Annotated in this window: 22 protein-coding genes; 3 read left to right on the forward strand and 19 right to left on the reverse strand. The window is 74.5% G+C overall.

The features are described 5' to 3' along the window. Positions 1-60: 60 nt before the first annotated feature. The 17 genes from ACFYUS_RS34175 to ACFYUS_RS34255 all read right to left on the reverse strand — a co-directional run bounded on the left by ACFYUS_RS34175 (position 61) and on the right by ACFYUS_RS34255 (position 17,292). Positions 61-246, reverse strand: a complete 186-nt coding sequence (locus ACFYUS_RS34175; RefSeq protein WP_388861218.1) for a hypothetical protein — start codon at positions 244-246, stop codon at positions 61-63. A 61-nt stretch (positions 247-307) separates the two neighbouring features. Beyond that, entirely contained in the window at positions 308-994 is a 687-nt protein-coding gene (locus ACFYUS_RS34180) for an HAD family hydrolase (RefSeq protein ID WP_388861221.1), read from the reverse strand. Next, positions 987-1,499 (reverse strand): cupin domain-containing protein, encoded by a 513-nt coding sequence (locus ACFYUS_RS34185; RefSeq protein ID WP_388861224.1) that lies wholly within the window; start codon positions 1,497-1,499, stop codon positions 987-989. The genes ACFYUS_RS34180 and ACFYUS_RS34185 overlap by 8 nt, the downstream gene beginning before the upstream one ends. 37 nt (positions 1,500-1,536) lie before the next feature. Then, positions 1,537-3,291 carry a 3-hydroxyacyl-CoA dehydrogenase family protein gene (locus ACFYUS_RS34190; RefSeq protein WP_388861226.1) on the reverse strand — a complete coding sequence of 585 codons (1,755 nt, stop codon included), beginning with the start codon at positions 3,289-3,291 and terminating at the stop codon, positions 1,537-1,539. A 32-nt stretch (positions 3,292-3,323) separates the two neighbouring features. Further along, positions 3,324-4,553, reverse strand: coding sequence for a beta-ketoacyl-[acyl-carrier-protein] synthase family protein (locus tag ACFYUS_RS34195; protein ID WP_388861228.1), 1,230 nt, complete (start codon positions 4,551-4,553; stop codon positions 3,324-3,326). After that, positions 4,553-4,792 carry an acyl carrier protein gene (locus tag ACFYUS_RS34200; protein ID WP_388861231.1) on the reverse strand — a complete coding sequence of 80 codons (240 nt, stop codon included), beginning with the start codon at positions 4,790-4,792 and terminating at the stop codon, positions 4,553-4,555. The genes ACFYUS_RS34195 and ACFYUS_RS34200 overlap by 1 nt, the downstream gene beginning before the upstream one ends. 147 nt (positions 4,793-4,939) lie before the next feature. Then, positions 4,940-5,980: a beta-ketoacyl-ACP synthase III gene (locus tag ACFYUS_RS34205; RefSeq protein ID WP_388861234.1), complete on the reverse strand. Its 1,041-nt coding sequence runs from the start codon at positions 5,978-5,980 to the stop codon at positions 4,940-4,942. After that, the gene (locus tag ACFYUS_RS34210; protein WP_388861237.1) at positions 5,977-7,062 is read right to left on the reverse strand and encodes a 3-oxoacyl-ACP synthase; all 1,086 of its coding nucleotides are present in this window, start codon (positions 7,060-7,062) and stop codon (positions 5,977-5,979) included. The genes ACFYUS_RS34205 and ACFYUS_RS34210 overlap by 4 nt, the downstream gene beginning before the upstream one ends. Continuing rightward, entirely contained in the window at positions 7,059-8,090 is a 1,032-nt protein-coding gene (locus ACFYUS_RS34215; RefSeq protein ID WP_388861240.1) for an AfsA-related hotdog domain-containing protein, read from the reverse strand. Before ACFYUS_RS34215 ends, ACFYUS_RS34210 begins: the two co-directional genes overlap by 4 nt. 209 nt (positions 8,091-8,299) lie before the next feature. Beyond that, positions 8,300-8,626: a hypothetical protein gene (locus ACFYUS_RS34220; RefSeq protein ID WP_388861243.1), complete on the reverse strand. Its 327-nt coding sequence runs from the start codon at positions 8,624-8,626 to the stop codon at positions 8,300-8,302. Further along, positions 8,623-9,657: an SMP-30/gluconolactonase/LRE family protein gene (locus tag ACFYUS_RS34225; RefSeq protein ID WP_388861245.1), complete on the reverse strand. Its 1,035-nt coding sequence runs from the start codon at positions 9,655-9,657 to the stop codon at positions 8,623-8,625. The genes ACFYUS_RS34220 and ACFYUS_RS34225 overlap by 4 nt, the downstream gene beginning before the upstream one ends. Before the next feature lie 47 nt (positions 9,658-9,704). After that, the gene (locus ACFYUS_RS34230; RefSeq protein ID WP_388861248.1) at positions 9,705-10,094 is read right to left on the reverse strand and encodes a PPOX class F420-dependent oxidoreductase; all 390 of its coding nucleotides are present in this window, start codon (positions 10,092-10,094) and stop codon (positions 9,705-9,707) included. A 66-nt stretch (positions 10,095-10,160) separates the two neighbouring features. After that, a complete protein-coding gene (locus tag ACFYUS_RS34235) occupies positions 10,161-11,783 on the reverse strand; it encodes an FAD-dependent monooxygenase (RefSeq protein ID WP_388861251.1) in 1,623 nt (540 codons plus the stop codon). 127 nt (positions 11,784-11,910) lie between these two features. Next, positions 11,911-13,500 carry an MFS transporter gene (locus ACFYUS_RS34240; protein WP_388861254.1) on the reverse strand — a complete coding sequence of 530 codons (1,590 nt, stop codon included), beginning with the start codon at positions 13,498-13,500 and terminating at the stop codon, positions 11,911-11,913. 248 nt (positions 13,501-13,748) lie between these two features. Next, on the reverse strand, positions 13,749-14,618 hold the full coding sequence (locus ACFYUS_RS34245; RefSeq protein WP_388861257.1) for a BTAD domain-containing putative transcriptional regulator: 870 nt from the start codon (positions 14,616-14,618) through the stop codon (positions 13,749-13,751). Positions 14,619-14,718: 100 nt separating this feature from the next. Continuing rightward, complete coding sequence (locus ACFYUS_RS34250) at positions 14,719-15,750, reverse strand: aldo/keto reductase (RefSeq protein WP_388861260.1); 1,032 nt, start codon at positions 15,748-15,750, stop codon at positions 14,719-14,721. 30 nt (positions 15,751-15,780) lie between these two features. Further along, positions 15,781-17,292 (reverse strand): MFS transporter, encoded by a 1,512-nt coding sequence (locus tag ACFYUS_RS34255; RefSeq protein WP_388861263.1) that lies wholly within the window; start codon positions 17,290-17,292, stop codon positions 15,781-15,783. Positions 17,293-17,349: 57 nt separating this feature from the next. On the opposite strand from ACFYUS_RS34255, the gene ACFYUS_RS34260 reads away from it, so the two are divergent. Continuing rightward, positions 17,350-18,228: a helix-turn-helix transcriptional regulator gene (locus tag ACFYUS_RS34260; protein ID WP_388861266.1), complete on the forward strand. Its 879-nt coding sequence runs from the start codon at positions 17,350-17,352 to the stop codon at positions 18,226-18,228. A gap of 96 nt (positions 18,229-18,324) precedes the next feature. Here ACFYUS_RS34260 and ACFYUS_RS34265 read toward each other — a convergent pair whose 3' ends face one another. Then, a complete protein-coding gene (locus ACFYUS_RS34265) occupies positions 18,325-19,506 on the reverse strand; it encodes an IS701 family transposase (protein WP_388861269.1) in 1,182 nt (393 codons plus the stop codon). 348 nt (positions 19,507-19,854) lie between these two features. Between ACFYUS_RS34265 and ACFYUS_RS34270 the strand changes: the two genes are divergently transcribed. After that, entirely contained in the window at positions 19,855-20,472 is a 618-nt protein-coding gene (locus ACFYUS_RS34270) for a TetR family transcriptional regulator (RefSeq protein ID WP_388861272.1), read from the forward strand. 93 nt (positions 20,473-20,565) lie between these two features. Here the strand turns inward: ACFYUS_RS34270 and ACFYUS_RS34275 are convergent, their stop codons facing one another. Beyond that, positions 20,566-21,201: a ScbR family autoregulator-binding transcription factor gene (locus tag ACFYUS_RS34275; protein ID WP_388861275.1), complete on the reverse strand. Its 636-nt coding sequence runs from the start codon at positions 21,199-21,201 to the stop codon at positions 20,566-20,568. Between the two features lie 107 nt (positions 21,202-21,308). Between ACFYUS_RS34275 and ACFYUS_RS34280 the strand changes: the two genes are divergently transcribed. Beyond that, positions 21,309-22,265, forward strand: a complete 957-nt coding sequence (locus ACFYUS_RS34280) for a ScbA/BarX family gamma-butyrolactone biosynthesis protein (RefSeq protein WP_388861278.1) — start codon at positions 21,309-21,311, stop codon at positions 22,263-22,265. Positions 22,266-23,070: the final 805 nt, after the last annotated feature.

A 23,070-nucleotide genomic window follows, 5' to 3' on the forward strand; every position in this document is an offset into this window, starting at 1 on the left:
GTCGTGCGGCGCGGACCGGTGGGGTCGGTCCGCGCCCGCTGTCTTCTTGCTGACCTGCCGTCAGTCGATGCCGCGGATCACATGGGGGTCGAAGGCGGCCTCGTCCTCGCCGGCCAGCAGGGCCGGGCGTGCCCGGTGCGGGTGGGGCGCGTACCGCACGCGTCCGGCGGCATGGGCGGGGGTGGAGACAGGAGCGGGGGTGGGGGTGGGGGTGGGGGGTGAGTGGCGCGGTGGTGTCGCTGTCATGACTGAACCCGTCTGTGTCGGCCGGCGGCGTGCCCGGTCGGGGCGCGCCGCCGGCGGGGTCTCATGCCGCCTGGTGCAGGCGTGACCATCCGGAACCGGGCAGGTGGCCGAGGAGGGCCGGGTCCGTGCCGACGACGATCCTGCGGCGGGCCGTCAGGAGCATCGGCAGGTCGGAGCCGTGGTCCCCGTAGGCCACGCAGGCGTCGGCGTCGATGCCGAGTTCGGCCTGGGCCCGGCGGACCGCCCGTGCCTTGCCCTCGCCGATGACCGGTTCGCCGTCGAGTTCGCCGGTGTACACGCCGTTCTCGATGCGCGGCCGGGTGCACAGGACGCGGTGGGCGCCCACGTGCGCGGCGATGGGGTCCAGGCAGGCGGGGAACGATCCGGAGACGAGCGAGATCACCGTCCCTTCTGCGTGGTGGGCGCGCAGGTGGTGCAGGGTGCGGGGGTGGAAGAAGCCGTCGCGGGCCAGCTCCCGGGCGAACCAGCGCCGGCCCTCCTGGGCCACGTCGGCGGCCTGGTGGCCGGCGAAGTGGCGGTAGTACAGACGGTTGGTCTCCTCCCGCGGCACGCCCTGCGCGGCGAGGTCCTTGAGCTCCTTCTCGGCGCGGTCGTAGGCGTCTGGGCCGAGGCCCTGGGCCCGCAGGTGGAAGGCGAGGAAGCCGAACATGCTCTTGACCGTGATCAGCGTCTCGTCGACGTCGAAGAACGCCGCCGCGATGCGCGGCCGTCCGGCGCGCTCACTCATCGCCGGCGCAGGAGGGGGCGGTGGCCGGCACGGCGAACGGGGCTCCGCCGGGGATCACGTCGGTCACGTAGAACACCACGGGTTCGGTGCCCCGGTTGATGCCGTTGTGGATGTGCTTCGCGCCGACCGGCTCGACGTAGGCGTCCCCGGCGGTGTGGGTCTCCACCTCGCAGTTCTCGTCGAGGCGTTCGACGGTCCCGGAGATCTGGACGACGATCTGCTCGCCCTCGTGGTAGTGCCAGCCAGTCTGCGCGCCCGGCGGGATGGTGACCTTGCGCGCGACGAACTCGCGGGGGGCGCGGGAGGAGACCTTGAAGGGGGCGGAGGTGGTGCCCCGGCCGAGTATCTCGGCGACCGGCTTGGGGAGGTCGGCGGCGGGGGCGGCGGCAGCGGGCGTGTCCGCGGCCGGCGCGGGGGTGTCGGCGGCGGCGCGGGCCGCGGTCGTCGTGCCGAGGAGGGCGATCAGGCCGAAGGCTGCGGCGACGGCCTTGTGGCGGAGCTTCATGGCGTTCTTCCTTGGGGTGCGTAGGGGTGGTCGGCGGTCACGCGGCCGGGGTCAGGGCGAGCCTGGCGTCGAGGAAGTGCTGCACGGGGCGCCGGTTCTTGGCCCCGAGGTGCCCGCTGGCGACCAGGTCGCGCAGCAGTTGCGCCGGACGCGGTTCGCCGTGCGGGGATTCCTCGTGGAGGCGGCGCTGGATCTCCAGCGCCACATCGGTTCCCACGATGTCGAGCAGCCGCGTCGGCCCGACAGGGAAACCTGCGATTGTCTTCGCGACTTTGTTGATCCGGGCCGGGTCGACGCCTTCCCCGACGGCGCGCAGGACGTCGTTGAGGTACGGGAACAGCAGCGCGTTGACGACGAATCCGGTGCGGTCGGCGCAGTGGACGGCCCGCTTGCCGAGGTGCGCGCACACGTCGAGGGCGAGCCGTTCGGCCCGGGGCGAGGTGGCGGCGGTGGTGACGACCTCGACGAGGGGGTTGGTGTGGGCGGGGTTGAAGAAGTGCAGTCCGACGACGTCGGCGGCGCGGCCGGCGGCCGCCGCGAGCTCGGCGACGGACAGGCTCGACGTGCTGGTGGCCAGCACCGCGTGCGCGGGGGCCAGCCGGCCGAGGGCGGCGAACAGGTCCCGTTTGACGTCCGGGTCCTCGACGACCGCCTCCACCACGAGGTCGCAGCGTGCCGCCGTCTTCAGGCCGACGGTGCCGCTCCAGCCGGCCAGGAGGGTGTCGGCGGCGTCGCCGAACCGGTCGGCGAGCGCCTCCCGGGTCTCGGCGGCGCGCTGCGGTGTCCGGGCGGACTGGACGACCGGCAGCCCCGCCCGCAGGAAGGCCTCGGCGATGCCCCGCGCCATGGTGCCGGTGCCGATGACGCCGACGGTCGGGGTGCCGGTGAGGCCGTGTTCCCCAGGGGCGCCGGCGGGGGTGCCGGTCTTCTCGGGGCCGGTGGCCGGGTGGCGGTGGAAGCCCTGCCCGCTCCGCGTCCCGTACCGGCCGTCGGCGACGAGCCGGCCGAGTTCGGGCGCCGGGTCGAACACCGGGTTCCCGGTCGCCCGGTGGAGCGCGTCGAGCGCGTCGCCCGCCGCGTCCAGGCCGATCTCGTCGAGCATCCGCAGCGGTCCTGCGGCCAGGCCGCAGCCGAGCCCGAGGGCCGTGTCGACGGTGTCCGCGCTCGCGTACCGGCTGCCGACCATGCGGGCCGCGCGGTTGGCGAGCCCGAGGACGAGGGCCGGGGCGATGCCGCCGGGCCGGTCGTCGGCCACGACCGGCTGGGCGCCGAGGGCCTTCACGAACGCCTCGGCGCGCCGGACGGCCTCCGGCACCGTGTCGGGAGTCGTCGCGATCTCGAACGCGCGGGCGCGGTCCGGGAACAGGGGGCGCAGCCCGACGGTCCGGTCGGCCGCGCCGGGCGGGCACACGCCGCGTACCGTCTCGACGAGGCCGGTGCTCACCAGCAGGGCGCCGGGGTGGGCGGCGGCGAGCCGGGCGAGCGTACGGGCCCGCTCGTGCGGGCGCTCGCAGACCTCCGCCGCGACGCCGGCCTCGCCGGGTGCCTCGTCGAAGGTGACGACGGTCAGGGCGGAACGGGTGTCCAGCAGGCGTTCCGGGGCCAGCAGCCGTCGGCCTCCGGCCCACTGGAGCAGGGTCTGTTCGAGCCGGTCGTACGCGGCGTCCACCGTGGTGCGATCGTCGGTCACGACGGTCACGGCCAGCTGTGCCGCAGCGGCCCGGACGGCGAGTTCGGCGCCGATGGCGCCCAGGCCGCCGGGGGCGGCCAGGACGACGGCGGAGGGGGACATGAGCGTCCTTTCTCGAGGGGTCGGACCGTGGTTCAGGCCGTGGTGAGGACCAGGGCCGCGTTGTGTCCGCCGAAGCCGAGCGAGGTGCTCACCGCGGCCTGCGGGGCGGACTTGCGGGGGGCCTCCAGGACGATGTCCAGTTCGACGGCGGGGTCGACGGAGACCGTGCCGGCGGTGGGCGGGATGACGCCGTGGTGCAGGGTGAGCGCCGTGACCGCGGCCTCGACGGCGCCCGCGGCGGCCAGGGTGTGGCCGGTGACGCCCTTGACCGAGGTGACGGCGGCGCCGTGGCCGAAGACCCGGCCGAGTGCCGTGGCCTCGGTCGCGTCGTTCAGCGGGGTGGACGTGCCGTGGGCGTTGACGTGCGCGATGTCGCCGGGCGCGAGGCCGGCGTCGGCGAGCGCGGCGCGCACCGCCCGTTCGATCCCGGCCCCCTGGGGGTCGGGGGCCGTGGCGTGGTGGGCGTCCGAGGACGCGCCGAAGCCGCGGACGAACGCGTACGGGGTGGCCCTGCGTGCCGCCGCGTCGGCCTCGCGCTCCAGGACGAGGATGCCGGCGCCCTCGGCGGGCACGAAGCCGTCCCGGTCCGCGTCGAAGGGGCGGGAGGCCCGGTCCGGTTCGTGGGTGTGCCGGGTCAGCGCGCCCATGTGGTGCAGGGCGGTGACCGTCGCCGGGGTGAGGGCGGACTCGGTGCCGCCCACCACGGCGATGTCGCACTGGTCGAGGACCAGGAGCTGGCGCGCGGTGCCGATGGCGGTGCTGCCGGACGCGCAGGCGGTGGCGGTGACCAGGCTCGGTCCGCGGGCCCCGAGGTCCATCGCCACGTATCCGGCGACCATGTTGGACATGCTCTTCGGCACGGTCAGCGGGGAGACCTCGTCGGGTGCGCCGCCGTAGTAGGTGCGGTACTGCTCCTCCGTGGTGGCGGTGCCGCCCAGGGAGTTGCCGAGCACGACGGCCACCCGGGCGCCGTCCCACGTAGCGGGGTCGAGGCCCGCGTCGGCGACCGCCTCGCGGGCGGCGACGAGGGCGAGGTGGGTGAACCGGTCGAGGCGCCAGGCGGTGCGCCGGCCGATCAGGGCGGTCGCGTCGAAGCCGGGCACCCGGCAGGAGAGGTCGCAGCCGAGGCCGGCGAGCGCCGGGTCGTGGGAGGCGGTGGGGATGCCGTCCCTGATGGTCGCCCAGCTCGCCTGCGTGCCCAGGCCGGCCGGGGTGACCAGGCCGATCCCGGTCACGGCGACGTTGGGGTGGGTGAGGGGCATCAGACCGTGACACCCTTCGACGCGACCAGGGCGACCGCGTCGTCGAGGGTGTGGGAGGCCTTCAGGTCGCCGTCGGAGAGCTGGACGCCCCACTCCTTCCTGATGGCCAGGAAGAACTCGACGATCACGAGCGAGTCGATGTCGAGGTCCTCGAAGGTGGCGCCGGAGGCGGCCTCCTCGACGGGGACGCCGAACTTGTCGTTGAGCAGTTCGGCGAGGCGGGTCTTGAGCGCGTCCACAGGGGGTTCCTTTCGGTTCGGTGATGCGGTCGGCGAAGGCCGACGGTCGGGGTGAGAGGTGAGGGATGCGAGGTGAGGGATGCGAGGTGGGGGGTGGGGATGCGTGGGGGGGGGTGGCGGGGCGGGGGTAGGGGCGGCGGGAGCCGGTCAGGCGGCCCAGGGCTGGTGGGGCAGCGCCTCCACGGGGAGGTCGGGCCAGACCAGGGCCGCCGATCCCCAGGTGAGTCCGCCGCCGAAGCCGGTGAGGACGACGCGGTCGCCGGGCGTGAGCCGCCCGTCGGTGACGGCGTCGGCGAGGGCCAGCGGGATGGAGCCGGCGACGGTGTTGCCCACCCGGTCGAGGTTGGCCACCACCTGCTCCTCGCCGAGGCCGAGCTGGTCGCCGACGGCGTTGAGGATCCGGATGTTCGCCTGGTGGGCCACCAGTTTGTCGGGGGTGCCCCACTCCTGGCGGTCGATCAGCTTCTGCGTCGAGGCGCTCATGCGGAGCACCGCGTGCATGAACACCGGGCGGCCCTGCATGGTGAAGCAGTGGTCCCGGGCGGGCGCGGCGAGTTTGGTGGACCGCTGGCGGGAACCGCCCGCGGGCACCTGGATCAGCTCGGCCTGCTCGCCCTCGCTGCCCAGGTCGAAGTCGAGCAGGGCGCCCGGCTCGGAGCGGTCCCCGGCGCGCAGCAGGACGGCGCCGGCGCCGTCGCCGAAGATGGCGCGGGTGGTGCGGTCGTCCGGGGCGAGGATGGTGGAGAAGGTGTCGGCGCCGATGACCAGGACCCGCTCGGCGGTGCCGGTGGCGATCAGTCCCGCCGCGGTGGCCAGCGCGTAGACGAAACCCGTGCAGACGGCGTTCACGTCGAAGGCCGGGACCGGTCCGAGCCCGAGCCGGGCCGCCACCTGCGGGGCGGTGGCCGGGCAGGGCTGGTCGGGGGTGCTGGTGGCCAGGACCAGCGCGTCGGCGTCGGCGGCCCCGGCGGACTTCAGCGCGCGCCGGCCGGCCTCGACCGCCAGGTCGGAGGTGGCCTCGCCGGGGGCGATGGTGTAGCGCCGCCGGATGCCGGTGCGGGTGCGGATCCAGGTGTCCGACGTGTCCAGGATGCGTGCCAGTTCGTCGTTGTCGACGGCACGGTGGGGTATCCAGCCGCCGAGTCCGGCCACGACGGCGGCTCGGGGGGCAGGGGGGGTGGCGGTCACCGCGGGTTCCTTTCCGGGACGTGGCGCTGGGGCGGTCGCTGGACCACGAGGCAGGACCAGGTGAAGCCGCCGCCGGCGCCGAGCAGCACGGCGTACTCCCCCGGGGCGAGACGGTGCGGGCCCTCGGTCAGGTCGGCGAGGTTGGCGAGCACGTCGCCGGCGCCCAGGTGGCCGGTGTCGGCGCCGAGGTCGAGGAGCGGGGCGTCGGTGACGCCGCGCACGACCGGCCCGTACACGTCGGTGAGGGCGGCTTGGCCGAGGCGGGGCATGACGACCACGGCCGGGCGGGGGCCGCCCGGGGATGTCCCGGCCTCGTCGAGGGCGGTCCGCAGCACCTCGGCGACCTTGTCCCGGACCACCTCGGCCAGGGCTTCCTTGCCGTGGCGCCGGAGGAAGGCCCGCTTGGTGCGGCGTACGTCGATGCGCGTCCCGTAGGGGCGGGGCACCTCGGAGAACGGGTCGTCTCCCCGGTGCATGGTCTCCAGGGCCGGTGCGGCGACGGTGACGACCGAGTGGAGGAGCAGGGCGGGGGCGTCGGCGCGGGGGTCCGGTGCGGTGGGGGTGCCGTGGAGGAGGGCGGCGGTGCCGGCGTCGCCGTACCAGAGGCCGTAGTCGCCGCGCCAGCGGTCGAACGCGGCGTCGTCGAAGCGGTCGGCGGTGGTGACGAGGACGGTGCGGGGCGGCTGTGCGGACAGCAGGCGCGCGGCGGCGGTCTCCAGGGCGGCGGCACCGCCGTTGCACATCTGCTGGATGCCGATCGGGACGGCGTCCAGGGCTCCGGCCTCGTGCGCCACGTAGTGCGCCGGTGACCAGAAGTCGTGTCCTTGGTGGTGGATCCAGGCGTGCAGGACGACGTCGGTGTCGTCGGGGGTGCGGCCGGCCCGCCGGTAGGCGCGGCGCGCGGCGCGGGCGGCGAGCTGGGGCGGGGCGAGGTCGGTGGCGACGGGGAGGGACCGGTAGCCGGTGGCCTGGGCGTCCTCCTCCTTGATGCGGCCCTCGGCGAGCGCGTCGGCGGCGGTCACGGCGGCGGCGGGCAGCCAGGCCGTGGGGGCGGTGATGGTGATCCGTCCGGCGACCCTCATGCCCGGATCTCCGCGGCGGCGGTCAGGGTGGCCGTGCTGATCTCGCCCTGGGCGATGACGGCGCCGTGCTGGAGGAACTCCACGGCGTACGTGTGGACCTCGGGCAGGGTGTCGGCGAGGACGGCGTCGGCCGGGAGGCCGGACCGCAGCCGTGCGGTGACGGGGGCGTCCAGTTCCGCGTAGCGGCTGAACTCGAAGGCGAAGCCCGCGACGGTGGTCCGGGTGGGCAGTGTCCCGTGGTGGTGCCGGCCGGCGACCAGGGCCAGCTGGCGGGCCGCCTCCATGAGCACCATGCCCGGCAGGTGGTCCTGGGCGTGGTCGAACATGCTGGGGTGGTCCACGGGCAGGCGGACGGTGGCCGTGGCGCCGCCGGTCTTCAGGTGCACCGTGTCGAGGACGACGTTGGCCCGCTGGGTCCGGCCGACGAGGTCGGGGGCGAGCCCGGGGGGCGTGGCGCGCAGCGCGGTGGACGAGGGGGGCGGCGTGCCGCCGCGCTGGTCGGCGCGGAGCTGGGTGTAGCTCTCGGAGCCCAGGTAGCCGACGTCGATGCGGACGTCGCCGAGGTGGTGTCCGGCGAGCTGCACGTCGCTGGCGTAGGTCAGTGCGCGCAGCCGGCCGGCCGGGCCGCGGCGGCCCAGGGTCGTGACGTCCATGACCAGCGGGGCGGGGCCGGCGGTGCCGCGGGCCGCGAGCAGCCCGGGGAAGCCGACCCGCCAGGACCGCAGGATGAACTTGGTGTCGCGGGGGACGCCGAAGTAGGCGTGCCCGCCGTACGTCTCCGCCTGCCGGCAGCTCTCCAGCAGCAGCAGCGGGTCGGGCAGGCCGCTGAGCAGGTGGTCGGTGTAGTAGGCGTGGGTGGGCGGCAGCTGCGCCGCGGCGAGGTAGCGGTCGGGGGCGATCTGCTGGGAGTCGGTGAGGAACACCTCGCTGAGCGCGTCCCGGTGGACCATGGACCGGTCGACGGTCTGGACGTACCTGAGTTCCTCGGGCCGCGGCCGGACGTCGGCGACGCCGGTGGTGACCGTCATACGGGTTCTCCTTGCGTGCAGCATCGGGCGGACGGAGCCGTGTTTCTCGGCTCGGACTTCACCCTCTCCGCCCGTCCTCATGACCGACTCAAGCGGGCCTCTGTGGCCGGCTTGGCGGGCGGGGGCGGGCGGGGGCGGGCATGCCGAGGGAGCGGCCGAGGATCTCGGCCGCTCCCTCGGTCGATCGGGGGGTGGCGGTGGGGCTGGTGTCAGGCGGCCCGGGGTCCGGTGGCGCGCCGGGGGGCGGCCGGGGCGGGCAGGCGTTTCGCGCCCAGGCGCAGCAGGCCGAGGGCCGGCGTGAACGCGGTCTCGTCCACCGGGCGGGGGGCGGGGGCGGTGTCCCTGGGCGCGGGGGCGGCGGTGGGTGCCGGTGTCGGGGTCCGCAGGCGGAGGGCGCTGCGGCGCAGTCCGGCGTTGAGTTCGTCGACGAACTCCGCGAAGGGGTCGTAGGGGTCGCGGGGATCCTCGGGAGCGGGGGGTGTGAGGGGGGCGGGTCCGGCGGGGTGGGGGCGGGTCGTGCCCGGCCCGGCCGTCACCCGAACCTCCTGGCGACGAAGTCGTCGGTGGTCGGGTTCCCCGGTCCGAAGACGACTTCCAGGCGTCCGCTGAGCACATAGCTGCCGTGCGGGGTGAGGGCCACGGTGGAGGGGCCGCGCTCGGGCCAGGGGGTGGTGTTCTCGGCGCGGGCGGTGCGCCATCCGTCGGTGGAGCGCAGGACGCGTACGGCGTCGTGTCCGGCGGGGCTGCCCAGCGAGTTGGTGACCGAGACGACGGAGCCGTCCCGCCGGACGGCGAGGCCGTCGCCGCCGAGGAGTGCGGTGTCGAGGGCGACGGTGTGGACGGCGGGGTCGCGCAGCGGGATCCGGACCAGGCGGCCGTCGCCGGTGTTGACGCCGAGCAGGAAGCCGCCGCGGTGGTAGACGATGCCGTTGATGCCGGTGCCCTTGCCGTCGGTGAGCGCCGTGTCGCGCACCAGGACCGAGGCGCGTCCCTTGCGGTCCACCCGGTAGACGGCGTCGCTGAAGACGTCGGATACGTAGGCGGTGCCGTCGGGTGCCACGGTCACGTCGTTGACGGCGTACGCGGCCCGGCCGGGGTCGAGGCGGGTCAGGTCGACCAGGTGGATGCGGCGGCCGGTGGCGAGGTCGAAGACTCCCACTCCCCCGGTGCGCAGGGCGGTTCGGGGGGTGGAGCGCTCGGCGACGCCGAGGTCGGCGTACGCGACGTAGAGGCGGCCGCGGGCGGCGTCGACGTGGATGCCGTAGCTGGAGATGATGCCGGGGTCGCGGACCAGGGTGCGCACGCTGCCGTCCTGGCGCAGCACCGAGACCGTGCCGTGGCGGACGGAACTCACCAGCAGCGCCCGGCGGGTGGGGTCCCATGCGATGCCCTCGGGGTGCAGCGAGGCGGCGGTGCCGACCAGCCGCTGCGGCCACGCGCCCGGGAAGCGGGCGGAGGCGGCGGTGGCGGGGGCCGCGGTCGGTTCGGCGTCGGCGGGCGCGGCTGCGGGGGTGAGCAGGACGGTGCCGGCGAGAGCGGCTGCGGCGGCGAGCCTGACGGACTTCATGGGAGCGTTGGCCTTTCCGGAACGAGCTGCCGAAGGGGGGATGGGGGCTACTGGAAGGTGGCGTGGGAGGGCTTGAGGCCGAGCAGGACCCGGGTGGGGGCGTCGGCGAGGGGGCGGTCGACCGTCAGCCCGTACCGGTCCGCGAGGCGGAAGAACCCGTCGGTGGAGGGGTCGGGCTCCACGCGGTCCACGACGCCGCGGACCTCGACGTACCGGTAGGGCTGGTCCGGGTCGTTGACCGAGAGGGAGACGCGCGGGTCCTTGGCGATGTTGCGGTACTTGAACCGGTCGGTGGAGGTGGTGAACCACAGGCGCTCGCCGTCCCACAGGTACCAGACGGGGTTCACGTGCGGGCTGCCGTCGGGCCGGATGGTGGCCAGGTGGCCGAAGAGCGGGCGCTGGAGGAGGTCGATGTGGCTGTCGGGGATCGGGGACATGGGGGTGTGCTCCTGGTTGTCGGGTTCGGTGGGTCCGCGGGCCGCGGCGGGCGCGGCGCGGGGGCGTCAGGCGCCTGTGGGGGCCGGTGTCCGCGTGCCGCCGCGGCGGCTGAGGACGGTCGCGAGCCGGTCGCCGAGGCCGGCGGTGCCGGAGAGCGGGCGGACCGCGTCGATGTGGTGGTCGGGCCGCACCAGTACGAGGAGCGGGCGGCGCGGCAGGCCGGGCCGCGCCGGGCGGGGCCAGTCGCCGGGCGCGGCGAGGACGCGCCGGGAGGTGTCCAGGACGCGTACGGTCAGCCGGTCCCCGAACCGGGTGCGCAGCGCCTGCAGTTCGGCCCGTAGCCGGGGGGCGGCCTCGTGCGGCGGGTCGAGGACGAGGACGGTGTGGGTGAGGTCGGGCAGGGCCCGGCGCAGGGTGGTGCGGCGGCCGGTGGCGCCGTCCCGGACCGTGCGGTCGGGCAGCAGTGCCCCGGAGCGGAAGCCGCCCCGGCCGGTGCCGGGCCGTTCGGCCGTCGCGTGGACGGTGCGGAATCCGGCGAGGGTGGAGGTGTACGACCAGTGGGCCAGGCGCAGTGCCGAGCCGGCCCGCAGGGCCAGGTCGCGCAGCAGCACCTGGTGGGGTTTTTGCAGCAGCCATGCCCGTGTCTGCCGGTCGGCCTGGCGGACCACGTCCTGGGCGGCGGCGCCGCGCTCGTGCACGTAGGTGTCGAGCAGTGCGGCGTCGGCGTCGCCGTGCCAGACGAGGGCGAGTTTCCAGGCGAGGTTGTGCGCGTCGTACAGGCCGGTGTTGAGGCCCTGGCCGCCGGCGGGGCTGTGGATGTGGGCGGCGTCGCCGGCCAGCAGGATCCGTCCGCTCCGGGTGGTCTCGGCGTGCCGTGCGTGGACGGAGAAGGCGCTGATCCAGTTCTCGTGGACGAGTCGCAGCCCGCCGGGGCCGCGTTCGTCGACGAGCCGCTGCACGACGTCGAGGGTGACCTCCGCCGGGTCGAGGCCGGGGGGTGCGGAGGTGAAGACGCGGTACTGGCCGTCGGGGAGTCCGGCGATGACGAGGATGCCGCGCGGGGAGCAGTAGTAGTGGTTGTCCTCGTGCTCGAGGTCGCCTTCGAGGTCGACGTCCGCGACGACGAAGGTGTGGGGGTAGGTGGCGCCTTCGAAGGCGATGCCGGTGAGGTTGCGGACGGTGCTTCCGGCGCCGTCGCAGCCGATGACCCAGGAGAACTCCTCGACGGTCTCGTCGCCTCGGGCGTCGCGGAGCCGGGCCTTGACGCCCTGTTCGTCCTGGTCGAGGTCGAGGAGTTGGACGCCGCGTTCCACCCGCGCGTCCGTCGTGTCGAGGCAGTCGCCGAGGATGGCCTCGACGTCCGGCTGCGGCAGGATCAGCGGGGCGGTGCGGTCGGGGAACCGCAGTCGGGCGACGGGGCGGTTGCCGGAGTAGTAGCGGAACGAGTCCACGCGCAGTCCGCGGGTGGGGGCCGCGCCGCGGGCGCCGAGCTTGTCGAGGATCTCGACGCTGCGCGGCCATACGCCCAGGGCCTTGGTGAGGGGCGAGCGTTCGGCGGCGCGGTCGACGCAGCGGACCGGGACGCCGCGGCGGGCCAGGTCGGTGGTGACGGCCAGGCCGACGGGGCCGGCGCCGACGACGAGTACGGGTTTGGGCGGGACGGTCTCGGCCGCCGCGTTGTCCTTCATGTGCTTCCTCGGTGGACTCTTGACGGGAACTCGGGGACTCGGGGGCCGGGGTGTGTGGCCCGGGCGGGTGCGGGCCCGGTTCTGGGGGGGGCGGGTCCGCACCCGTGGTCCCGGGCGGCGGGGGCCGTCACACCTCGGCGGGGGCGCGTTCCTTGCCGGTGTCGGCCGGGGTCTCGGGGGCCTCCTGCGGTGCGGGGGCCTCGTCGCGGGCGGGCAGCAGCAGGGCGACCACGGCGGCGCCGAGCACGGTGATGCCGGTCAGGCACCACAGGGCGGTGTGGAAGGCGTCGGTGTAGCCGGCGAGCAGGAAGTCCGTGAAGCCGGTGCGCGCGGCGGGGCTCGCCGTCTCGGCGGCCGATGCCAGGTCGCCCTGGGCGAGCCGGTCGGCGAGGGCGCCGGTGTCCTGTCCGGTGACGCCGTCGAAGGAGTCGGCCCCGGCGAGGTTTCCGCGGGTGAGGGTGACCAGGACGGCGCCCATGACGGCGATGGCGACGGCCTCGCCGGCCAGCCGGGTGGTGTTGAACATGCCGGCGGCCATGCCGGCCCGGGCCGGTTCGACGGAGCCGACGGCGGCGCCGTCGATGATGCCCGCGTTCAGGCCCATGCCGCTGCCGATGAGCAGCAGCGGGCCCAGGAGGGCCGCCATGCTCGCCGTGGGGGTGAGGACCAGGGCGAGCCAGGCGGCGCCGGCCGCCATCAGCAGCAGGCTCAGGGCCAGTACGAACCGGGTGGAGCGGGTGCGCCGGGCCAGCCAGGCGCCGGCGAGCGGGAGCAGCAGGACGGGCAGGGTCAGCAGCAGCACCCGGGTGCCGGCGGCGCCGCTGGAGATCCCTCCGGCGCCGATGAAGTACGAGGGCAGCAGGACGACCAGGCTGACGAAGCCGAACGCGGCGACGACCGGCAGCAGGCAGAGGGCGACGAAGCGGGGCTGGCGCAGCAGGCTGAGGTCGACCATCGGGCGGCGCTGGCGGCGCTCGACGGCGACGAACACGCCGATCAGGACGGCGAACCCGGCCGCCATGGCGAGCACCGGTCCGCCCGTCCAGCCGTACCGGGGGCCTTCGACGACGGCGAGGGTGAGCAGGAACAGTCCGCCGGTGAAGGTGAGTGTGCCCGCCCAGTCGACGCCGCCGGCCTTCGGGTCGCGCGACTCGGGCAGGAACGGCGTGGCGCACAGGACGGCGAGGGCGACGACGAGGTGGGAGAGGAAGACGCCGCGCCAGCCGAACGCCCCGACCAGCCAGCCGGCGGTGGTGGGGCCGAGGGCCAGGCCGGCGCCCGCCGCGGTGCCGAAGAGCGCGAACGCCCGGCCGAGGGCGGCGCCCTGGAAGACGGTGGCGAGCATCGCGCTGCCGGAGGTGAGCATGGCGGCGGCGCCCAGGCCGGACAGTCCGCGCAGCACGTCCAGCAGGTAGATGTTGGTCGCCAGGGCGCTGACCAGCGAGCAGGCGCCGAAGACGACGGTGCCGAAGACGAAGACCTTGCGCCTGCCGATCAGGTCGGCGACGCCGCCCGAGGCCAGCATGAAGGTCGCGAAGGCCACGTTGTACGCGTTGACGACCCACTGCAGCGGGCCGTATCCGGCGTCCAGTTCGGCGCTGATGTCGGGCAGCGCCACCGAGGAGCCGGTGAGTGAGGCCGGAAGCACGAGCACAGCCGCGCAGACGGCTGCGAGCACGAGCGCGGGAGGGGCTTGCCGGGCCGGTCGGCCTGGCATGTTCAGACTCATCAAGGCTCCATCGGTGGGATACGAATGGCCGTCGCGGGCCGGATCGGGTGCGCGCCGGCGGGGTTCGTGGACGGCACGTCAGCCTTCCGGCAGTGGCTCACACCCGACTCAAGGCGGACTCTGCGGAAGGGGAACGGCCTTGGGTGTGACCGGACTTCACTGTCCGTCGCTCGACGGGGCGGCGGCAACGCCGACTTGGGAAAGAATGCGCGGGCGGCGCGGGGCGCGGGCGGGGGTCAGGCCGCCGCGGCGGCCAGCGGGCGGTGGCCGCTGAGGATGGAGCGCTGGAGGTCGACCAGGCGGGGCGAGGGGTCCATGCCGAGGGTGTCGAGGATGCGCTGGCGGAACAGGAGGTAGGAGTCGAGGGCGGCGTCGCGGCGGCCGCAGCCGCACAGGGCCGTCATCCGCAGTGCCTGCAGTTCCTCGTTCAGCGGGTACTGCGCGCACAGTTCGCTCAGTCCGGTCTGGGCCTCGTGGTAGGCGCCGAGCTTGATCCGGACGCGGGCGAGGTGTTCGGCGGCGGAGAGCCGCAGGCCTTCGAGGTGGTGGGCGTAGGCGTCGAGGACGGAGCCGGTGCGGACGTTCTCCATGGGGCGGCCGTGCCACAGGTCGAGGGCGTCCCTGAGGAGGGTGTGGGCCTCGTGCGGGCGTCCCTCGTTGAGCAGGGTGGTGCCGGCGCACAGTTTCGACTTGAAGTGGTGGAGGTCGAGGTCCTGGGGGTCGAACCTGAGGACGTAGCCGTTCTCCTCGGTCACCAGGAGTTCGGTGGCCACCGTGCGGCGGTCCACTCCGCGCAGGTCCGCGAGGTTCTGCCGCATCTGGCCGATGTAGGTCTGCAGCGCGGTGCGGGCGGAGGCCGGCGGGCGGCCGTCCCAGAGTTCTTCGATCAGGGTGTCGGTGGAGACGATCCGGTTGCCCTGGACCGCCAGCAGGGCGAAGATCTGCCGCTGTTTGGCCGCGCGGGGCAGCGCGGAGCTGTCGTGCACGCGGATGTCGAGCGGGCCGAGGAGGGTGAGGGCGAGCGGTCGGCGGGCGAGCGTCACCGGGCGGGCGGGCCCGGGGAGGCCGGACGGTACTGGTGTTCCCGGTATGTGCTCTTCCTTCATCGTGTACGAACCACCTTCGGGTGACGGGGCGTGGGGTCGGGGGCGGAGGGCATGGCGGGGCCCGGGGCGCGGCGGTGGCCGCGCCCCGGGCACGTCGCTGTCAGTCCTCCGAGTCGGCCGAGCCGGCGCGGTCGGCGTCGGTGAACGCCTGGTGCCAGTACGGGTAGGGCAGCGGGCGGTGGCTGACGAGGTCGAGGCGGGCCCGTTCCTGGTCGCTGAGCGACCAGCCGGTGACGTCGAGGTTCTCGGCGAGCTGCCTGCTGTTGCGGGCGCCGAGGATCACCGAGGTGACGCCGGGCTGGTCGAGCAGCCAGCGGATGGCGACCTGGGCGGGGGTGGCGCCGCGGTCGGCGGCGACCTTGCGCACGGCGTCGACCACCTTGAACGCCCACTGCATGTCCTGCGGCTCGAAGTAGCCGGTGGAGCGCCGGCTGCCCGGCGGAGGGGTGGTGCCGGGCTGCTGGTGGCCGGAGAGCAGGCCGCCGGCCAGCGGGCTCCAGCAGGTGATGCCGACGCCGAGGTTGCGGGCCATGGGGATCAGCTCCCACTCGGCCTCCCGGTTGAGCAGGTTGTACTGGATCTGGTGGACGGCGAACCGCTCCAGGAAGTGCTGCTCGCTGAGGCCGACGGCCCGGGTGAGCTGCCAGGCGGCGAGGTTGGAGGCGCCGAGGTAGCGGACCTTTCCGGCCCGGACCAGGTCGTCCAGGGCGCGCAGGGTCTCTTCCCAGGGGGTGCGGCCGTCCCAGCCGTGGATCTGGTAGAGGTCGAGGTGGTCGGTGTCGAGGCGGCGCAGGCTCGCCTCGACGGCCCGGATGAGGTGGTGGCGGGAGAGGCCCTGGTCGTTGGGGCCGGCTCCTTCCAGGGGCCAGCGGGCCTTGGTGGCCAGGACGATCTCGTCGCGGCGTCCCCGCACGGCGGCGCCGAGGATCCGCTCCGACTCCCCGGCCGCGTAGACGTCGGACGTGTCGAAGAAGTTCACTCCGGAGTCCAGGCACTGTTCGACCAGGGCCCGGGCGCCGTCCGCGTCGAGGCCGCCCATGTGTCCGTAGCCGCCGCCGGTGCCGAAGGTCATGGCGCCGAAGGAGAGTTCGGAGACCTGGAGGCCGGTGCGGCCGAGGAATCTCATGTTCATGGGGTCAATTCCCTTGGTGTGGGAGCGGCGTCAGCGGACGGAGTCGACGGGGACCTGCTGGTCGGTGGCCGCCCCGGTCCGGCTGCGGTCCGTGGGGACCGCGGTGAGCGGCTGGACGGGGGTGCGTCCGCCGCGCAGGAAGAACAGGGAGGTCAGGGCGCCGAAGGCGATGATCGCGCCGGCCGTGAGGACGCCGTAGTGGACACCGCTCAGGCTCGCCTGGGTGGCGGAGACGCTGTCGCCGAGGGAGCCGATGCGGGCGGTGGCGATGGAGCCGAGCACCGGGATGCCGATGGTCAGGCCGACGAGCTGGGAGGTGGTCGCGAGGCCCGAGGCGAGGCCCTGCTCGGTGTCGGCGAGGCCCGAGGTGCCGACGATGGTGTACGCGACCACGGCGGCCATGTGGCCGAAGCCGGCCAGGCCGGTGCCGACGAGCAGCAGCGTGAAGCTGTCGTCCGCGGTCAGCCACACCAGGGCGGCGGTGCCGATCGCCTGGATCGCCAGGCCGCCGACGAGGACGGCGCGCGCGCCGTAGCGCTTGGCCAGGTTGGGGGCGACGACGCCGCCGAGGATGGCGGCCACGCCGAGCGAGCCGAAGGCCAGGCCGGTGGTCAGCGGGTTCATGGTGAGGACCTGCTGCATGTACAGGGTCATCAGGTAGACGCAGGCGGTGATCATCGAGAAGGTGATGAAGCCGGCGAGGTTGCCCCAGCCGACGCTGCGCTTGGTGAGGACCTTCAGCGGCGCCAGCGGGGCGGGGCTCTTGGCCTCGATGCGGACGAACAGGATCAGCAGCAGGACGCCGGCCAGCAGCGGGACCCAGGTGCCGGGGGCGGTCCAGCCGCCGTGCTCGGCCGCGGTGATGCCGTAGATGAGGGCGAGCAGGCCGGCGGTGACGGTGATGGCGCCGGGGATGTCCAGGCGGCTGCGCTCCTCGCTGCGGCTCTCGGCGACCAGCAGCGGGGTGGCGACGATGGCGAGCAGGCCGAAGGGGATGTTGATGAACATCGTCCAGCGCCAGCTGAGGGCCTCGGTGATGATGCCGCCGAGGATGACGCCGGAGGTGAAGCCGAGGGAGATCAGCGCGCCGTTGACGCCGAGCGCGCGGTTGCGCTGCGGGCCCTCGGGGAACGAGGTGGTCAGCAGCGACATGCCGGACGGCACGAGCATCGCGGCGGCGAAGCCCTGGGCGGCGCGGGAGGCGAGCAGCACGACCGGGTCGCCGGCGAGTCCGGCGACGAGCGAGGCCGCGGTGAACAGGACGAGGCCCGACATGAACCAGCGGCGGCGTCCGTACAGGTCGCCGGCGCGACCGAAGATCATCAGGAACCCGCCGGAGGGCAGGGCGAAGGCGGTGACCACCCACGGCAGTGCGGACATGCTGAAGCCGAGGTCGTCACCGATGGTCGGCAGGGCGACGCTGACGATCGAGAAGTCGAGCGCCACCATGAACTGGGCGGCGCACAGCACGGTCAGGATGAGCCACTGCCGGGCGGTGAGGGTGGTGGAGGCCGCCTGAGTTGGCGTAGTCGTGGAAACCATGTACCGAGCATCGGTGCGAACGGCCCGGCGTGGAGAGAGCCTGTTTATGGTAGTGCTGTGACCACTAGCACCAGTCGGCAGAACGGCAACGGACGCCGTGGCGAGCTCCGTGATTTCCTGCGCAGCCGCCGGGCCCGGATCACTCCTGAGGACGTGGGGCTGCCCGGTGGCGGCCGGCGGCGCACGCCGGGCCTGCGCCGCGAGGAGGTCGCCGTGCTCGCGGGCGTCGGCTCCTCCTGGTACATGTGGCTGGAGCAGGGCCGGGACATCAAGGTGTCCGAGCAGGTCCTGGACGCGATCGCGCGGGCGCTGCGGATGAGCGAGGCGGAGCGGGCGCACCTGTACCGCCTGGCGGGCCTGAACCCGCCGCGTTCCGCTCCGTCCGGGAGGCCGGAGATCACCGCGGAGCTGCGCCGGGTGCTGGAGACCTGGCTGCCCAATCCCGCCTATGTGCTGGACCGGTGGTGGAACGTGGTGGCGGTCAACGACGCCGCCGAGGAGGTCTTCTCCTTCAGCCGGGCCGAACGGAACTGTCTGGTGGCGTACTTCACCGCCGGCCCGTACCGCTCGCGTTTCCGTGCCTGGGAGCAGTTCGCGCCGACGGTGGTGGCGCAGTTCCGCGCCGATGCCGCCGACCATGCCGACGATCCGCGCTACGCGGAGCTGGTGGCCGAACTGAGCGGGCGCAGCCCGGAGTTCGCCGAGCTGTGGAACCGGCACGACGTCCTGGAGGACACGGCGGTCACCAAGGTGATCGACCATCCGGTCGTCGGCTGTCTGACCTTCGAGCACAGCACGCTGCGACTGGCCAGCCGCTCGGACATGCGTCTGATCCTGCAGTCGCCGCAGCCGGGTACCGACACGGCCGAGAAGGTCGGCAGGCTGCTGGCCCGGCGTGAGGCCCGTGCCCATGTGCGGCTGGCCGAGACCGGCTGACCGGGCGGGCGCGGGGAGGGCGGGAGCCGGACGTGACGCGGGGCCCGGAAGCATCGTGCTTCCGGGCCCCGCGTGGTCGTCGGTGCCGGTACCGGCTCAGGCGGCCCGCGCCGTCTTCGTCCTCGCCGGCAGCTCGGCGCCGGGGTGCGTTCCCCCGCCGGTCGGCTGCCGGAAGGCGTACGCGGCGGACACGAGCGTCATGTGGTGGTGCCAGCCCGGGTAGGAGCGGCCCTCGAAGTCCAGCAGCCCGTAGTCGTGTTCCATCTCCCGCACCGCGCTCGCGCTCCTGTCGAGGGTGCCGGCCAGCTTCAGGACCCCGCCCGGCCCGAGGTGGGTGAGGTCCGTGACGAGCCAGCGGGGTGTGCCGTTGCCGTCAGCGGGGTGTTCCATGACGAGCCCGAGCGGCCGCCGGGACGCGGCGGAGGTCCCGGACGCCAGGCGTACGGCGCAGGTCCGGACCCGGGAGTGGCCGCGTCCGCGTGCCCCCGGGACGACGCCCGAGCCGAAGCCGGGCAGGGCCGCGGCGCACCGCACCAGGTGGCCGGCGGCCGGTCCGCCCGGGGGTTGGAGGAGGGTGCCGGGGACCTGGGCGACGAAGCCGGTGCCGAGCGCGGCGAGATCGGCGAGGAGGGTCGCGTCGTGCGGGACCTGGGTCAGGTCGACGACGACGGGGACGCCTCGCCGGCCGGCGGCCCGGGCGCGTACGAGGTCGAGGGCGCAGGCGCCTTCGGCGGGCGTGTGCTCGTCCTTGGGGATGCGTACGGCCTCCCGCGCGCCCGCGTCGCTCGCCCACCGTCCCGGCAGCACCAGCCGCCAGTCGACGGGGACGCAGGCGTCGGCGGAGCTCAGGAAGAGCCCCACGCCCAGCTGGCAGTTGAGGGCGCGGTCGGGTCCGGGGACGAAGCGCCGGTGCACGCCCGCCGAGTGGGCGCCGCGTTTCGGCGCCACGGCGAGGGCGAGCGTCCAGGCGAAGGTGGGGTGCCGTTCCTCGACCCACTCGGCCAGCGCGCGCCGCACCGGGTGCCAGTCCCAGGGGCTCACGTTGACGAACTGCTGGAGCGCCTGGGAGGCGTACGGGGAGGTGGAGACCGCGGCGGCCATGCGGCGCAGGGACTTCTTGCCCGGTGTCACCAGCAGGCCGGTCACGTACTCGCGGGAGCGGTTGCGCTGGTCCGCTCTGGGCAGGTCCCCGAAGAGACGGTCGACGAACTCCTCCAGGTGTCCGTCGCTGTCGCCCGGGACGCGCCCGTGGCGGCGGATGTCGGAGCTGTTGAGCACGGCCACTCCCCCTGAGTCTTGTCTCTCGATCGTCACTGACAACAAACATAGAGAGCACTCTCTTTTGTAGTCCAGGCGGGGGGTCGGAGCCGCGCTACTTTGGCACGTCGCACCGGGCGCGGTGTGCCATCGTGGACGGCGGGAACACCGCAGCTTCTTCGGGAAGTTGGCCTTCTTTCCGGGTGCCCGCTCCCGCAGGATGCTCGGAACCCCGCCCGCCCGCCCCCTCGGGAGGCGGCGTCACCGACCCGGCCCGAGGCGCTGCCGAGCGCCCCGTCGCGAGCGGGCGGGAACACGACGGCGCGGCGGGCACGAGGGGCCTCGCGGGCACGAGGGAAGGGAGACGGGGTGACGGAGCGGACCGGTCAGGCCCGTGCGGCGCGGACGCGGAATCGGCTGGTGCTCAGCGCCGCGGCGGAGTTCGCGTCCCGCGGCTACGACGGCACCTCCTTCGCCCGCGTCTGCCGGGAGGCGGCGGTCACGATGGGCGCGCTCACCTTCCACTTCCCCACCAAGGCGTCGCTGGCGCAGGCCGTCGGCGCGGCGGGGATCGAGGCCACGCACAGCGCCGTGGACGACGCGGACGCGAGGGCGGCGACGCCCCTGGCGTCCGTGGGCGGCATCGCGCAGACGCTCGCCGAGCTGCTGGGCGGCCAGGCGCTGGTCCGCGCGGCGGCGCGGCTGGCGCGCGAGCACCCCGCGCTGGAGGTGGACTGGCGGTCGAGCTGGCTGCCCCTGGTGCGGACCCGGCTGTACCAGGCGCACGTCCTGGACCAGCTCCGGCCCGGCACCCAGCCGGAGACGGCGGCCCTCCTGGTGGGGAGCCTGGTGGCCGGCCTCGAGGTGGGGCTCCTGCCCCATCCCGCCCGCAGGCCCAGGACGGCGCAGCAGCAGCTCGCCGAGCAGTGGCGGACCGCCCTGGTGGGCATCGGGCCGGATCACGACCACCCCGCCGAGGCCTCCTGAGCACGACGGACCGCCCGTCGGCGCCGGTCGGCGGACGGGCCGCGGCCGGGCGGGGCCCGGTCCCGTACCCGGCGGGGGCGAAGGGGCCTCGCGTCAGCCGGCCCCCGTGCCCGCCGCCGCCTCCCGGCCCGTCTGCCGCAGCTTCTCCAGGAGTTCGGGGACGGCCAGGGCCGGCAGGACGTACCGCCACAGCTCGGTGATCCGCTCCGGCAGGTCCGCGCGCCCCGAACTGATGTCGGACAGCAGCTGGATGCCGCTGTAGGACCCCACGAGGAACCGGGCGACCGCGGCGGGGTCCACCCCGTCGCGGAGCTCGCCCAGCGCCTGCGCCGCGACGAGCTCCTGCTCGAAGGTGGCGATCCACAACTGGTAGGCGGACTCGTCCCGCAGCCCGAAGGTGCCCTGCTCGATGGCGAGGCGCACGCCCGCCCGGAGCAGGACGTTGTCCTGCAGCGCCCGGGCGATCTCGAAGGTCAGGTCGATCAGGCGCTGCAGGCCGGGGCTTCCGGGCATATCGGGCAGGTCGGCGCCCTGTTCGGCCATGACCGCCCTGGCCAGGTCCTCCTTGGAATCAAAGTGGAAGTAAAGAGCTCCCATGGTGGAGCCGGCCCTCTTGACGATCTTCGTCGTGCTCGTACCGGCGTACCCGTGCAGGTCGAACTCCTCCGCGGCCGACCGGACGATGGCCGCCCGGGTCCTCACCGCTCGCGACTGTTGGGGGCGCGACATGACGAATCCTCTCGACAAAGAAACAGAGCACTCTCTAGGTTATGTGGCGCTGGGCGCGTTGCACACACCTGTGCGGCGCCAATGCGACCCTCAGAGAGGCCTGTGCGATGAACGCCAAGACCCTTCGTCCCGGCTCGCCCCGTATATCCGATGCCGCCCCCTCGGCGCACACTCCCCCGGCGATTCCGCGCCGGCTCGTGCACAAGGCCGCCAGGGACGAGGTGCTGCTCTCCGGATGGCGCGAGACCGGCGAGGACTCCTTCGTCACGGGCGCCCAGTGGCCCCGGGACCACGACTTCTACGTGTCGGACCACGGCCTGTACGACCCCATGCTCGTCGTCGAGACGTTCCGTCAGTCCATACCTCTCCTCTGCCACGTCGGGTACGACGCCCCCCTGGACAACCGCCAGACGTGGGACCGCTTCCGATGCACCCTCTTCCCCGAGGCGCTGCGCCAGGACGCGCTGCCCACCACGCCCGAAATCCACCTGACGTGCGCCGACGTCGTCAGGCGGGCGGGCCGCCTGACCGGGATGACCATGCGGGCCACGGCCGTCCGCGACGGGCGGCGCCTGGGCCTGGCCGAGACCCGCTTCACCAACCAGGCCCCGGCCATCTACCGGCGTTTACGCGGTGCCCGCAGCGACGCCGCCGCCGTCATGGCCCGGGCCGTGGCGCCGCCCGCCCCGCTCGCCCCCGGCCACGTCGGGCAGCGCAGCCCGCGGAACGTCGTGCTCGCCCCCGGCACCTCCGACCGGCACTGGCAGCTGCGCGTCGACGTCCACCACCCCGTCCTGTTCGACCACCCCGTCGACCACGCCCCCGGCATGCTGCTGCTGGAAGCCGCCCGGCAGGCCGCCCACCACGTGCTGCGCCCCGCCCGGCCGGTCATGACCGGCCTGGACGTCCAGTTCTTCCGGTTCGTCGAACTGGACGAGACGTGCTGGATCGAGGCCGAGCCGGCCCTCGACACCCCGCTCGGCCACCGGACCGTACGGGTCACGGGCCGGCAGGCCGGCCAGACGGCCTTCACCGCCACCGTGACGATGACGCTCCTCGACTGACCGGCCCGGGCACCGCCCCCCGGGGCCCCGATCCCCACCGGGTCCTCCAGGAGGGGGCGAGTCTCCCGGATCCGGGAGACTCGCCCGCCGCGAACCGGGCGAGTGACGAGCAAGGGCTCACGCGGGAGGGGGCTCCCGCCGGGAGACGGTCCGCACGGTCCGACGCGAAGTCGCCGCGCCGGTCTCGGGTGACCTCTTCGTCCAGGACCCGGGCGGAGAAGTCAGGGGGCGCTTCCCGGATGCGGGCGGGTGCCGGTGGGATCGGGCAGGGCCCGTCGTGCACGGGGTGCCGTCGCGGGGGTCCGCACAGCCCGGGCGGCGACTGCCGCGGGCCCGGGCGCCGCTTCAGCCGGCTGCGCGTTCGCCGCCGCGACGGCCCGCGGGCGAGCGGAAGACGGGGACGACTCAAACCGGCTGCCGGTCGCCTCCCGTGCCGCGACCTGGTCGGCGTGCCGTTCGGCCCCGCCCCTACGCGCCGAGAGGAAACCGGCGAGCTCACGCGGATCGCGAACCGGGCCGAGCCCCTCGTCGGGTCCGGACGGTGCAGTCACGGCGGCCGTCGTGCCCGGCCCCCGCAGCGCCCCCGCCCTGCTCCGGCTCCGGCCCCGCCTTCCCGGACACAAGCAGGCCGCCTTCGAAGAGCTCCCGCGCCGTGAGCCCACCGGCTGCGGCCCGAAGCGGCACCCACCGCCGTTCCCGCCGGCGGCCCCGGGCTCGAGACGGGCCTCCTCCCCCGGCCGTCGCGCGGGAAGACGCCTCATGGCGTCGGGCCGTCACGTCGGGAGCCCCCTGCGCGGCTCTCCCC

Source organism: Streptomyces sp. NPDC004284 (assembly GCF_042874035.1).
Taxonomy (GTDB): domain Bacteria; phylum Actinomycetota; class Actinomycetes; order Streptomycetales; family Streptomycetaceae; genus Streptomyces.

What these genes read in the sequence shown, in the direction of transcription:
- ACFYUS_RS34175 (WP_388861218.1), bottom strand. Translation starts at nt 246, where the DNA reads ATGACAGCGACACCACCGCGCCACTCACCCCCCACCCCCACCCCCACC.
- ACFYUS_RS34180 (WP_388861221.1), bottom strand. Translation starts at nt 994, where the DNA reads ATGAGTGAGCGCGCCGGACGGCCGCGCATCGCGGCGGCGTTCTTCGAC.
- ACFYUS_RS34185 (WP_388861224.1), bottom strand. Translation starts at nt 1,499, where the DNA reads ATGAAGCTCCGCCACAAGGCCGTCGCCGCAGCCTTCGGCCTGATCGCC.
- ACFYUS_RS34190 (WP_388861226.1), bottom strand. Translation starts at nt 3,291, where the DNA reads ATGTCCCCCTCCGCCGTCGTCCTGGCCGCCCCCGGCGGCCTGGGCGCC.
- ACFYUS_RS34195 (WP_388861228.1), bottom strand. Translation starts at nt 4,553, where the DNA reads ATGCCCCTCACCCACCCCAACGTCGCCGTGACCGGGATCGGCCTGGTC.
- ACFYUS_RS34210 (WP_388861237.1), bottom strand. Translation starts at nt 7,062, where the DNA reads ATGAGGGTCGCCGGACGGATCACCATCACCGCCCCCACGGCCTGGCTG.
- ACFYUS_RS34215 (WP_388861240.1), bottom strand. Translation starts at nt 8,090, where the DNA reads ATGACGGTCACCACCGGCGTCGCCGACGTCCGGCCGCGGCCCGAGGAA.
- ACFYUS_RS34225 (WP_388861245.1), bottom strand. Translation starts at nt 9,657, where the DNA reads ATGAAGTCCGTCAGGCTCGCCGCCGCAGCCGCTCTCGCCGGCACCGTC.
- ACFYUS_RS34230 (WP_388861248.1), bottom strand. Translation starts at nt 10,094, where the DNA reads ATGTCCCCGATCCCCGACAGCCACATCGACCTCCTCCAGCGCCCGCTC.
- ACFYUS_RS34235 (WP_388861251.1), bottom strand. Translation starts at nt 11,783, where the DNA reads ATGAAGGACAACGCGGCGGCCGAGACCGTCCCGCCCAAACCCGTACTC.
- ACFYUS_RS34240 (WP_388861254.1), bottom strand. Translation starts at nt 13,500, where the DNA reads ATGCCAGGCCGACCGGCCCGGCAAGCCCCTCCCGCGCTCGTGCTCGCA.
- ACFYUS_RS34245 (WP_388861257.1), bottom strand. Translation starts at nt 14,618, where the DNA reads ATGAAGGAAGAGCACATACCGGGAACACCAGTACCGTCCGGCCTCCCC.
- ACFYUS_RS34250 (WP_388861260.1), bottom strand. Translation starts at nt 15,750, where the DNA reads ATGAACATGAGATTCCTCGGCCGCACCGGCCTCCAGGTCTCCGAACTC.
- ACFYUS_RS34255 (WP_388861263.1), bottom strand. Translation starts at nt 17,292, where the DNA reads ATGGTTTCCACGACTACGCCAACTCAGGCGGCCTCCACCACCCTCACC.
- ACFYUS_RS34275 (WP_388861275.1), bottom strand. Translation starts at nt 21,201, where the DNA reads ATGTCGCGCCCCCAACAGTCGCGAGCGGTGAGGACCCGGGCGGCCATC.
- ACFYUS_RS34280 (WP_388861278.1), top strand. Translation starts at nt 21,309, where the DNA reads ATGAACGCCAAGACCCTTCGTCCCGGCTCGCCCCGTATATCCGATGCC.